At 57.7% G+C, this 12,215-nt stretch carries 10 protein-coding genes; 5 read left to right on the top strand and 5 right to left on the bottom strand.

Going from position 1 to position 12,215, the window contains the following annotated elements; translation table 11 throughout:
- Positions 1-8: 8 nt before the first annotated feature.
- Positions 9-143: a 50S ribosomal protein L34 gene (rpmH, locus tag VNV36_RS19105; protein WP_003213577.1), complete on the bottom strand. Its 135-nt coding sequence runs from the start codon at positions 141-143 to the stop codon at positions 9-11.
- Positions 144-709: 566 nt separating this feature from the next.
- On the opposite strand from rpmH, the gene dnaA reads away from it, so the two are divergent.
- From dnaA to gyrB, 4 genes are read left to right on the top strand one after another with little or no spacing between them, the layout of a single operon-like run.
- Positions 710-2,233 (top strand): chromosomal replication initiator protein DnaA, encoded by a 1,524-nt coding sequence (dnaA, locus tag VNV36_RS19100; RefSeq protein ID WP_325719445.1) that lies wholly within the window; start codon positions 710-712, stop codon positions 2,231-2,233.
- A gap of 39 nt (positions 2,234-2,272) precedes the next feature.
- Positions 2,273-3,376 (top strand): DNA polymerase III subunit beta, encoded by a 1,104-nt coding sequence (dnaN, locus tag VNV36_RS19095; protein WP_016772390.1) that lies wholly within the window; start codon positions 2,273-2,275, stop codon positions 3,374-3,376.
- 14 nt (positions 3,377-3,390) lie between these two features.
- Positions 3,391-4,494 (top strand): DNA replication/repair protein RecF, encoded by a 1,104-nt coding sequence (recF, locus tag VNV36_RS19090; RefSeq protein WP_325719441.1) that lies wholly within the window; start codon positions 3,391-3,393, stop codon positions 4,492-4,494.
- Positions 4,495-4,499: 5 nt separating this feature from the next.
- Entirely contained in the window at positions 4,500-6,917 is a 2,418-nt protein-coding gene (gyrB, locus tag VNV36_RS19085; protein WP_325719439.1) for a DNA topoisomerase (ATP-hydrolyzing) subunit B, read from the top strand.
- A gap of 72 nt (positions 6,918-6,989) precedes the next feature.
- Here gyrB and VNV36_RS19080 read toward each other — a convergent pair whose 3' ends face one another.
- Together VNV36_RS19080 and VNV36_RS19075 are read right to left on the bottom strand one after the other, a co-directional pair.
- The gene (locus tag VNV36_RS19080) at positions 6,990-8,171 is read right to left on the bottom strand and encodes a CgeB family protein (RefSeq protein WP_325719437.1); all 1,182 of its coding nucleotides are present in this window, start codon (positions 8,169-8,171) and stop codon (positions 6,990-6,992) included.
- A 54-nt stretch (positions 8,172-8,225) separates the two neighbouring features.
- Positions 8,226-8,945, bottom strand: a complete 720-nt coding sequence (locus VNV36_RS19075) for a response regulator transcription factor (RefSeq protein WP_325719435.1) — start codon at positions 8,943-8,945, stop codon at positions 8,226-8,228.
- A gap of 164 nt (positions 8,946-9,109) precedes the next feature.
- On the opposite strand from VNV36_RS19075, the gene VNV36_RS19070 reads away from it, so the two are divergent.
- Complete coding sequence (locus VNV36_RS19070; protein ID WP_325719432.1) at positions 9,110-10,645, top strand: sensor histidine kinase; 1,536 nt, start codon at positions 9,110-9,112, stop codon at positions 10,643-10,645.
- Positions 10,646-10,812: 167 nt separating this feature from the next.
- Here VNV36_RS19070 and VNV36_RS19065 read toward each other — a convergent pair whose 3' ends face one another.
- Both VNV36_RS19065 and gmhB read right to left on the bottom strand, forming a co-directional pair.
- Positions 10,813-11,592: a lysophospholipid acyltransferase family protein gene (locus VNV36_RS19065; RefSeq protein ID WP_325719430.1), complete on the bottom strand. Its 780-nt coding sequence runs from the start codon at positions 11,590-11,592 to the stop codon at positions 10,813-10,815.
- An 82-nt stretch (positions 11,593-11,674) separates the two neighbouring features.
- Positions 11,675-12,214 (bottom strand): D-glycero-beta-D-manno-heptose 1,7-bisphosphate 7-phosphatase, encoded by a 540-nt coding sequence (gmhB, locus tag VNV36_RS19060; protein ID WP_164488352.1) that lies wholly within the window; start codon positions 12,212-12,214, stop codon positions 11,675-11,677.
- Position 12,215 lies beyond the last annotated feature (1 nt).

Raw genomic sequence — 12,215 nt, 5'->3', positions numbered from 1 at the left:
CCGGATTATCAAACTGCCAGACGCGCACGACCTTTGGCGCGACGACGCGACAGGACTGCGCGGCCGTTCTTGGTAGCCATGCGAGCACGGAAACCGTGGGTACGAGCGCGTTTGATAGTGCTTGGTTGGAAAGTACGTTTCATGTCGTGTTACCTGGTTCGTCCACAACGGGCCGGAATGGCCCCCGTTTTAAGAGACCGGGGATTCTAGAGAAAGCAAGCCTTCAGGTCAATTTCCAACCAGCGTTTCCTTATAAATAGATCTGGGCAAGGGTTGGGCTCGAAAGCTTGTCAGCCAGATATAAAAATAAAGAAGGGAATTATTTAAAGCTTTTCTGTAAAGCTTGTAAAAGCTAGGTACGGCATCTTCTGTGGATAAGTGCTATCAGGCCTTGTTCCGCCTGATGTACAGAGAATGACAACTACAGTGGAAAACGGTGGTCAGCCTGTGCTGCGCTACCGGATAAGCTGTGTGTGAAAAGCCGCGTTATCCACAGGCAGGCTATCCCCCGGGTTTAACCCCCAGTTGTCCAGTGCCCTCAGAGGCGTTTATCCACAGACCTTATTCACAAGCCGTTGGTCGCCTTTTCATGCGTTAACGCATTGATAAATGATGGCGATCGACCTTCCTTCATGTGGATAAGTGAACGTCTCGCCGCTACAATGGCCGCTTGTTTTTGCCTCACCGGCTTTCAACTTAGGGGATATCCGTGTCAGTGGAACTTTGGCAGCAATGCGTGGAGCTTTTGCGCGAAGAGCTGCCTGCCCAACAATTCAACACCTGGATCCGTCCACTACAGGTCGAAGCCGAAGGCGACGAGTTGCGCGTCTACGCACCGAATCGTTTCGTGCTGGACTGGGTCAACGAAAAGTACCTGGGCCGCGTCCTCGAACTGCTGGATGAGCACGGCAACGGCACGACGCCGGCGCTGTCCTTATTAATAGGCAGCAAACGCAGCTCGGCGCCCCGTGCCGCACCGAATGCGCCGCTGGCGGCTGCGCAGGTTTCCCAGGCTCAGGCCAACAACGTGCCGGCGAACAACCCGGCACCAGCGCCAGCACCTGCTCCGGCCAAGCGTTCCACGCAGAAAACCGCTGAAGTCAGCGAAGAGCCATCCCGTGACAGTTTCGATCCGATGGCCGGTGCCGCTTCGCAGCAGGCCCCGGTTCGGGCCGAGCAGCGCACCGTGCAGGTGGAAGGCGCACTCAAGCACACCAGTTACCTGAACCGCACATTCACCTTCGAAAACTTTGTCGAAGGTAAATCCAACCAGCTCGCCCGTGCGGCGGCCTGGCAGGTGGCGGATAATCCCAAGCACGGGTACAACCCACTGTTCCTTTATGGTGGCGTCGGCCTGGGTAAAACCCACTTGATGCACGCGGTGGGTAACCACTTATTAAAGAAGAATCCGAATGCCAAGGTCGTGTACCTGCATTCCGAGCGTTTCGTGGCCGACATGGTCAAGGCGCTGCAACTGAACGCGATCAACGAATTCAAACGCTTCTACCGTTCGGTGGACGCCCTGCTTATCGATGACATTCAGTTCTTCGCCCGCAAGGAGCGCTCCCAGGAAGAGTTTTTCCACACCTTCAACGCCCTGCTTGAAGGTGGTCAGCAGGTCATTCTCACCAGTGACCGCTACCCGAAAGAAATCGAAGGCCTTGAAGAACGCCTAAAATCGCGCTTCGGCTGGGGCCTGACGGTTGCCGTCGAGCCGCCGGAGCTGGAAACCCGCGTCGCGATCCTGATGAAGAAGGCCGACCAGGCGAAAGTCGAGTTGCCGCACGACGCTGCATTTTTCATTGCCCAGCGTATTCGTTCCAACGTCCGCGAGCTGGAAGGCGCGCTGAAACGCGTGATCGCCCACTCGCACTTCATGGGCCGCGACATCACCATCGAGCTGATTCGCGAATCCCTGAAAGATCTGTTGGCGTTGCAGGACAAGCTGGTCTCTGTGGATAACATTCAGCGCACCGTCGCCGAATACTACAAGATCAAGATCTCCGACCTGCTGTCCAAGCGCCGTTCGCGCTCGGTGGCACGTCCGCGTCAGGTGGCCATGGCACTGTCCAAGGAACTGACCAACCACAGCCTGCCGGAAATCGGCGATGTGTTTGGCGGCCGCGACCACACCACCGTGTTGCATGCCTGCCGCAAGATCAACGAACTTAAGGAATCCGACGCGGACATCCGCGAGGACTACAAGAACCTGCTGCGTACACTGACCACTTGATGAACACCAGCGCAGCTTATTAAGGCAAGGGACTAGACCATGCATTTCACCATTCAACGCGAAGCCCTGTTGAAACCCCTGCAACTGGTCGCAGGCGTCGTCGAGCGCCGACAGACCTTGCCGGTACTGTCCAACGTGCTGCTGGTCGTCGAAGGCCAGCAACTGTCGCTGACCGGTACCGACCTGGAAGTCGAACTGGTCGGTCGTGTGCAACTTGAAGAGCCGGCCGAGACAGGCTCCATCACTGTGCCTGCGCGCAAGCTGATGGACATCTGCAAGAGCCTGCCCAACGATGCGCTGATCGACATCAAGGTCGACGAGCAGAAACTGGTGGTGAAGGCCGGCCGTAGCCGTTTCACCCTGTCGACTCTGCCAGCCAATGATTTCCCGACCGTCGAAGAAGGCCCGGGCTCACTGACCTGCAGCCTGGAGCAAAGCAAACTGCGTCGTCTGATCGAGCGCACCAGCTTCGCGATGGCTCAGCAGGACGTGCGTTATTACCTCAACGGCATGCTGCTGGAAGTTTCTGCCGGTGTGATCCGCGCTGTTGCAACCGACGGTCACCGTCTGGCCATGTGCTCAATGCAGGCCGATATCGGTCAGCCAGACCGCCATCAGGTCATCGTGCCGCGCAAGGGTATCCTTGAGCTGGCTCGTCTGCTCACTGAGCCGGACGGCAATGTCAGCATTGTCCTGGGTCAGCATCACATCCGCGCTACCACGGGTGAATTCACCTTCACCTCGAAACTGGTCGACGGCAAATTCCCGGATTACGAGCGAGTGTTGCCCAAGGGTGGCGACAAGTTGGTCCTGGGCGATCGCCAGGCATTGCGTGAAGCGTTCAGCCGCACCGCGATTCTGTCCAACGAGAAGTACCGTGGTATCCGTCTGCAACTGGCCAGCGGTCAGTTGAAAATTCAGGCCAACAACCCTGAGCAGGAAGAAGCGGAAGAAGAAGTGGGCGTTGAATACAACGGCGGCTCCCTGGAAATCGGTTTCAACGTGAGCTACTTGCTTGACGTGCTGGGCGTGATGACCACCGAGCAGGTTCGCCTGATCCTGTCCGACTCCAACAGCAGTGCGCTGGTGCAAGAGTCCGACAATGACGACTCGGCTTACGTTGTCATGCCGATGCGTCTGTAATCAGCTGAACCTGGATGTCCTTAAGTCGTGTTTCGGTCACCGCGGTGCGCAATCTGCAGCCGGTGACCTTCTCCCCCTCCCCCCGCATCAACATTCTTTACGGCGCCAACGGCAGCGGCAAAACCAGTGTTCTGGAAGCCATTCACCTGCTGGGGCTTGCCCGTTCGTTTCGTAGCACGCGGCTGTTGCCGGTGATTCAGTACGAACAGCTCGCCTGTACGGTATTCGGTCAGGTCGAGCTGGCGCAAGGTGGCCAGAGTGCGCTGGGCATTTCTCGCGACCGCCAGGGAGAGTTCCAGATCCGCATCGACGGCCAGAACGCCCGCAGCGCTGCGCAACTGGCCGAGATTCTGCCACTGCAATTGATCAACCCGGACAGCTTCCGTCTGCTGGAAGGGGCGCCGAAGATTCGCCGGCAGTTTCTCGACTGGGGGGTGTTCCACGTCGAGCCCCGCTTCATGGCCACCTGGCAGCGTTTGCAGAAGGCCCTGCGCCAGAGAAACTCCTGGCTGCGGCATGGTACACTTGACGCCGTTTCGCAAGCGGTTTGGGACAGGGAACTGTGCCAGGCCAGCGCTGAAATCGATGAATACCGCCGTGCTTACATCACAGCCTTGAAACCGGTCTTCGAACAGACCTTGAGCGAACTGGTTGAGCTCGAGGGTTTGACGCTCAGCTATTACCGAGGCTGGGACAAGGATCGCGAATTGAGCGCCGTACTCGCAGGTACCGTACAACGGGATCAGCAGATGGGTCATACCCAGGCCGGACCGCAACGGGCTGATTTGCGTCTTAGATTGGGCGCACACAATGCCGCGGACATCTTGTCCCGGGGTCAGCAGAAGCTGGTGGTCTGTGCACTGCGAATTGCCCAAGGGCATCTGGTCAGCCAGGCCCGTCGCGGTCAATGTATTTATCTGGTCGATGACTTGCCGTCCGAGCTGGACGAGAGCCATCGCCACGCGTTGTGCCGCTTGCTGGAAGACTTACGCTGCCAGGTGTTCATCACCTGTGTAGATCACGAATTATTGAGGGAAGGCTGGCAGACGGAAACGCCGGTCGCTTTGTTCCACGTGGAACAGGGCCGTATCACCCAGACCCACGACCATCGGGAGTGAAGGCATTGAGCGAAGAAAATACGTACGACTCATCGAGCATTAAAGTGCTGAAAGGCCTGGATGCGGTGCGCAAACGTCCCGGTATGTACATTGGTGACACCGACGATGGCAGCGGTCTGCACCACATGGTGTTCGAGGTGGTCGACAACTCGATCGACGAAGCCCTCGCCGGCCATTGCGACGACATCAGCATCATCATCCACCCGGACGAATCCATCACCGTTAAAGACAACGGTCGTGGCATTCCGGTAGACGTGCATAAAGAGGAAGGCGTTTCCGCCGCCGAGGTCATCATGACCGTCCTCCACGCTGGCGGTAAGTTCGACGACAACTCCTACAAGGTTTCCGGCGGTCTGCACGGCGTAGGTGTTTCGGTAGTGAACGCACTGTCCGAAGAGCTGGTTCTGACAGTGCGCCGCAGCGGCAAGATCTGGGAGCAGACCTACGTCCACGGCGTACCTCAGGCGCCGATGGCTATCGTTGGCGACAGCGAAACCACCGGCACGCAGATCCACTTCAAGGCTTCCAGTGAAACCTTCAAGAACATTCACTTCAGCTGGGACATCCTCGCCAAGCGCATTCGTGAACTGTCCTTCCTCAACTCCGGTGTCGGCATCGTCCTCAAGGACGAGCGCAGCGGCAAGGAAGAACTGTTCAAGTACGAAGGCGGCTTGCGTGCTTTCGTTGAATACCTGAACACCAACAAGACTGCGGTCAACCAGGTGTTCCACTTCAATATCCAGCGTGAAGACGGCATCGGCGTGGAAATCGCCCTGCAGTGGAACGACAGCTTCAACGAGAACCTGTTGTGCTTCACCAACAACATTCCGCAGCGCGATGGTGGTACCCACCTGGTGGGCTTCCGCTCCGCACTGACACGTAACCTGAACAATTACATCGAGCAGGAAGGTCTGGCGAAAAAGCACAAAGTCGCCACTACCGGTGATGACGCCCGCGAAGGCCTGACAGCGATCATTTCGGTGAAGGTGCCGGATCCGAAGTTCAGCTCGCAGACCAAAGACAAGCTCGTGTCTTCCGAAGTGAAGACCGCGGTCGAGCAGGAGATGGGCAAGTATTTCTCCGATTTCCTCCTGGAGAATCCGAACGAAGCCAAACTGGTGGTCGGCAAAATGATCGACGCCGCCCGTGCCCGTGAAGCGGCGCGCAAGGCTCGTGAGATGACCCGCCGCAAAGGCGCGCTGGACATCGCCGGCCTGCCGGGCAAGCTTGCTGACTGCCAGGAAAAAGACCCGGCGCTGTCCGAACTGTATCTGGTGGAAGGTGACTCCGCGGGCGGCTCTGCCAAGCAGGGACGTAACCGCAAGACCCAGGCGATCCTGCCGTTGAAGGGCAAGATCCTCAACGTCGAGAAGGCCCGTTTCGACAAGATGATCTCGTCCCAGGAAGTGGGCACGCTGATCACTGCGCTGGGTTGCGGCATCGGTCGCGAAGAGTACAACATCGACAAGTTGCGCTATCACAACATCATCATCATGACCGATGCTGACGTCGACGGTTCGCACATCCGTACCCTGCTGCTGACCTTCTTCTTCCGTCAGCTGCCGGAGCTGATCGAGCGCGGCTACATCTACATCGCCCAGCCGCCGCTGTACAAGGTCAAGAAAGGCAAGCAAGAGCAATACATCAAAGACGACGACGCCATGGAAGAGTACATGACGCAGTCGGCCCTGGAAGATGCGAGCCTGCACCTGAACGAAGACGCCCCGGGCATTTCCGGTGAAGCGCTGGAGCGTCTGGTGAATGACTTCCGCATGGTGATGAAGACCCTCAAGCGTCTGTCGCGCCTGTACCCGCAGGAACTGACCGAGCACTTCATCTACCTGCCGGCCGTCAGCCTGGAAACCCTGGGCGACCATGCCGCGATGCAAGAGTGGCTGGCCCAGTATGAAGTCCGCCTGCGTACCAATGAGAAGTCCGGTCTGGTCTACAAGGCCAGCCTGCGCGAAGACCGTGAACGTGGCGTGTGGTTGCCGGAGGTCGAACTGATCTCCCACGGTCTGTCGAACTATGTCACCTTCAACCGCGACTTCTTCGGCAGCAACGACTACAAAACCGTCGTCACCCTGGGCGCCCAATTGAGCACCTTGCTCGACGAAGGCGCGTACATCCAGCGTGGCGAGCGCAAGAAGGCCGTCACCGAGTTCAAGGAAGCCCTCGACTGGCTGATGGCCGAAAGCACCAAGCGCCATACTATCCAGCGATACAAAGGTCTGGGCGAAATGAACCCGGATCAGCTGTGGGAAACCACCATGGACCCAAGCGTGCGCCGCATGCTGAAAGTCACCATCGAAGACGCCATCGGCGCAGACCAGATCTTCAACACCCTGATGGGTGATGCGGTCGAACCTCGTCGTGACTTCATCGAAAGCAATGCATTGGCGGTTTCCAACCTGGATTTCTGATCCCGGTTGAGTGCCCTGTCATGAAAACCCCGGCCAGTGCGCCGGGGTTTTTTATGCGTGAAGAAAAAAAGCTCAATACCAGCGGCTGAACGCCCCCGGCTCCCCGCGCAGCTCACTCTGCACCGTCGTCAACATGTCGGTCATGCGCTGCACAAAGGTATGGTTTTGCGCCAATGTCGACCGCCCTAACTGCGCAATCGTCCTGCGCTCTTCATCGTGTTCGAGGTAATAAGCGCAGATTTCGATCAAATCCTGAGTGTCGCGATAAGTCACCAGATCTTTGCCATCGGTGAATAACCTGTGCAGATCCTCCTTGTCGTTGGTGACAAGGAAGCCGCCACAACTGAGCACATCGAATACGCGCATCGGCAGGCCGGATTCGACGAACGAGCGGATGATGTTGAGGTTGATTTTCGAGCCCTGGAAAATCCTCGGCATCTCAGTGAAATGGTCGGCGTGGCCGACGTAACCATTGACCTGAGCTCGCCATTCCTCATTGCCATAAACGCCAATCGAGAAGTGCTTTTCCAGGCTTTGGATAACCTCGATGCGTTCCTGCCACGAGTGCTCCCGGCCAAGCAGATAGGCGAGCTTGTGCGCTACTGGAAGATAGTGATCTCCCGCCAGCGGGTAGCCTGACTCCCGCTGGATGGTGGCGATCAAATTCTCATCAAGTTGATCTGCCATATTCAGGAAAGCTTCAGGCTGATCCAGTGAATCGATCAGTTGGCTGCAACGCTCATTCGTCTGCACCGACAAGTGCGGCAAGATCGAGGTCCGGTATTCGGTACGGGTCAGGTTGGCGACAAAACTGATGTCGTATTCCGGGGCTGAATCCTGCTGCTGAACATCGATCTGGCCGATGCGCTCCATGTTGGCGGCGACTGGCAGATGATAGACCTGACGCACCCCGCTCTGCCTCAGCCGCCGCGCGACAGCGGCGTCATAGATAAAGGTAAAGCTGTGCGAATGATTGATGGCCTTGTCATAGATCGGATAGCACGGGGTATCGATCACCCAGGCCAGGTAAGGGATTTTCAGCAACTCGCAGACTTCGCTGATGTACTGATTGAAATTGATGGTGAGCACGTAGTCGGGGCGCGCGCTCATCAGGCCCATGACGTTGTCTTCGCTCAACGCCAGCGTCGTCACGTTGAAGCCGAGCGTCTGCAAAGCTTCGGCACAGTCGCGAGAAATGACCGGGGATTCAAAAACTACAATTGAGGCAGCCGCCTCCGGTTGGTCAGTTTGCACAGTCAAGTTCCCTGAGACCCTTGTCTTCTTAATAGTCTTTTCGATCGCTGGGGCTCACTCACTGCCAGTCGCGACACTTTCCAATCGATAGCCATAACCGTAAATCGTCAACAGCTGCCATCCGCGATCCGCGGTAAGTCCCAGCTTGTTGCGCAGCCTGTAGATATGCGTATCCAGCGGTCGTGAGGAGGTCGTCTCCTCGTTCGGCCAGAAGCGCTCATACAGATAATCCCGCGACAGCGGCCGCCCCAGATTGCTGAACAGACAGCGCGCCAGGCGGTACTCGCGTTCGGTCATGAGGATCGGCTTGCCTTCACGGGTAACGGTCAGCTCGGCGTCGTCGAAGGTCAGATCGTGAAACATCTGCACTTCGCCAGCCGCGCTGCGCGGCTGGCTATGCCGGCGCAGGACCGCTGCCACCCTCGCCTTCAGCTCATTGGGCCGAAACGGCTTGCTGACATAGTCATCGGCCCCGGCATTCAGGGCTTGAACAATATCGCTCTCGCCATCGCGGCTGGTGAGCATGATCGCTGCCGGTGGCGCGTCCATGTGTTCGCGGGTCCAGCGCAGCAGGGCCAGGCCTGTAAGATCGGGAAGCTGCCAGTCGAGAATCAGCAGGTCGAAGGTCTCTCGACGCAGCTGGCGCAACAAATCTTCGCCGCGCTCGAAGCTGTGCAGTGACCACGGCTGTGCGCCGGCATCGGCCATTTGCTGCAGGGTTTGTTCGACCCGGCGCAGTTCGGCGGGTTCGTCGTCCAGAATGGCAACGCGCATCGGTAGTGATCCTTGTCGCTGGGGCAGAGATGTCGACAATAGCGACTCCCTCGCCGCGATGAAAGAAGCGGCCCGTCGTCGGTCGACGTCCGCTATGATTCTTCGGATCCACGCCTCAGATCAGTGCCCCATGAAACCATTCACACTGCCCTGCCCTTTCTGCCATGCATAACCCTCAGCGTCGACGTGAAAATCGCGAGCCGAGCCAGGTCCAGCGTCTGTTCCGGCGGCTGGTAGGCGAGTGGTTGTGGATAAGTCTGGTGCTGTTGCCGCTGACTGCCTTGCTGTCTTATCGCGCCCAGGACAATTTGCACAATTCCTCGCCAATATTCGGCGCATTACTGTCGGTGGTGATGGTCGCCTGTGTGCTGGGATTATTGCTGTGGCGACCACGTTGGGCACTGTGGGTGACCTTGATCGGCATGGCCTGTGTGCTGGTCAGCAGTGCCTTGCTCGCCGAGACCCGCTACTGGTGGTCGCCGACACCAGCAGCGCTTGGCATGCTGTTCGGTTATCTGATCTGGAACTGGCGGCGTCTGAGCGTGGTGCTGACCTACTTCGGTTGGGAACTGGCGCGCCTGGACAGCGAGCCCAAGGTCTTTCCGGAACGACGCCGTACCCGGTTCACCGGCGCCGACCGTTTGCAGGGCCAGATCATGGCCCTTGAACAAGCCATGAGTCGCACTCGCGATACTCGACGGTTCATTGCCGACGGCCTGGAATACCTGCCGGTGGCGACGCTGATCAGTGATCCGCACGGCGCGATACTGCTGGGCAATCGCAAGGCCCGCGAGCTGTTCGAAGATGCGCTGGTAGGCGACGACGTACTCGACCACTTGGCACGGCTCGGCTACCCGGAATTATCCACAGAGCCGCGACCGGCATTGGCCGCGCTGTCATTGCTGGAATTTCGCGATCACAAGGAACGCAGCCTGCGCCTGGAACGAGCGGCACTGTTGCCGGTCGACGGTGACACGCCGATCGGTTGGTTGCTAAGCCTGACCGATCTGAGCGCCGAGCGTGCTGCCGAAGAGCAGCGCAGCGTTCTCCTGCGCTTTCTCTCCCATGACCTGCGGGCGCCGCATTCGGCCATCCTCGCTCTGCTCGATGTGCATCGACACCAGGCTGGCGCAGATGCACCGTTGTTCGAACAGATTGAGCGTCAGGTTCGGCGCGCGCTGGACCTCACCGATGGTTTCGTCTTGTTGGCCCGGGCCGAGTCCGAGACGTATCAGTTTCGTCCGACTCTGTTTGCGATGCTGGTCTTGGACGTGCTGGATCAGGCCTTGCCCATCGCGCAGCAGAAACGCATCGAATTGCTTAACCAGGTTGATGAGGAATGTCAGGAACGATTGGTTCTGGCGGATCAGGGGTTACTGACGCGCGCCCTGTTCAATCTGCTGGAAAATGCGATCAAGTACAGCTCGGCAGACAGCACGGTACAACTGCATGTCAGTTGTCATGGACAATGGCTTCGCTGCGAACTGACGGACCAGGGCAAAGGCATCGCTGCCCATGAGCTGCCTGATTTATTCAGCCAGTATCGACGCTTCTCCTCCGCCCAGGGCATCGACGGCGTAGGCTTGGGTCTGTCGATGGTCAAGGCGGTGGTGGACCACCATGGCGGCACAATCGAATGTCGAAGCATGGTCGATGCAGGAACCACATTTCGTATTGAGTTGCCGTTGATTTCCGAATGATCAGGCACAAAAAAACCGGCTATAACAACCGGTTTTTTTACATCCGAATAAAACTTATGCACGGATTGCTGATAATTTTCTGATTTTAAAATATGTTTCTAAATCAACGAATTAGCAGTCTATAAACGCTATTTTAAACAAAACCGTACACAGGTTATCCACATAATTCAGACAGCCAGCCGATCACTCGCGGCAGGTGCCTCCGGCGCCGGTGGCAGCGAGCCCATTTCGCGCTGGGTCTTTTCGTTCCACGCCTGCACGCGGTCATTCAGATCAGCAATTGCGCGAGGCCCGCTGCCTTCGGCGTACATCGGTTCGCCGATGACTACGGTGATCACCCCGGACTGTTTACCCCAACCGATTTTTGGCCAGAATTTGCCGGCATTGTGTGCAATCGGCAGGACCGGAAGCGACGCATTCACCGCCAACGCGCTGCCGCTGCGAGAGAATTTGCCGACAGTACCGTAGGGAACGCGGGTGCCTTCGGGGAAGATCAGCACCCAAACGTTGTCCTTGAGCAGCTCATCACCTTTGGCTGCGACTTGCTTGAGCGCGGCTTTCGGGTTGTCCCGGTCGATCGCAATCGGGCGCAACATGGCCATGGCCCAGCCGAAGAACGGCACGTACAGCAATTCGCGCTTGAGCACCTGGCTCAACGGCGAGAAATAAGCGGAGAGAAAGAACGTCTCCCAAGTGCTCTGGTGGTTCGATTGAATCACGCAGGGCCGGTCAGGCACGTTTTCCGCACCTTTGATTTCGTAACGGATACCAAGAAACACCTTGGTCAACCACAGGGCGCAACGGCACCAGTACACATTGATAAATCGATAGCGCGCCTTGAAAGAAAGAAAAGGCGCGATGAAAAAGCTCAGGCTGCACCACAGCAATGCTGTTGTGCCCAGCAGCAGATAGAAAAGGAAGATTCTGAAGGCCCGCAGTATCGACATGGCGACGTTTACCGTTACGGGCAATGCCCGACTGTTCAAGCGCACTCCCGAGCAATCCCTGGCCAGGAAATTCAGAAGTACTCTAGTTGTGGATAAGTTCTGCGGCAATCGCCGCCAGATCGTCAAAAATCAGAGTGCCAACCGGCAGGGTTTTGCCCTGAGTCTTTTCGCCTTTCCCGGTCTTCACCAAAACTGGCTGTGAATCGACGGCTTTGGCGGCCTCCAGGTCACCAAGGCTGTCGCCGACAAACCAGACGTTGGTCAACGGCACCGTGTAATGCTCGGCAATGGTTTTCAGCATTCCCGGTTTCGGCTTGCGGCAATCGCAACCTTCGTCCGGGCCATGCGGGCAATACACGATCAAACCGACTTCGCCGCCCTGCTCCGCGACCAGCTCGCGCAGGCGCGCGTGCATGGCCTCGAGGGTGGCGAGGTCGTAATAGCCGCGAGCAATGCCCGACTGGTTGGTGGCCACCGCCACTGTCCAGCCGGCCTTGCTCAACTGCGCAATCGCTTCGATCGAGCCGGGCAGCGGAATCCACTCCTCCACCGACTTGATGTAGGCATCGGAGTCGTAATTGATCACGCCGTCACGATCGAGAATCAGCAGTTTCAACAGCAAT

The sequence above is a fragment of the Pseudomonas sp. genome (assembly GCF_035554175.1).
GTDB lineage: Bacteria > Pseudomonadota > Gammaproteobacteria > Pseudomonadales > Pseudomonadaceae > Aquipseudomonas.
Note: the sequence above shows the minus strand (reverse complement) of the source record. Positions and strands in the feature narration are given on the sequence as shown.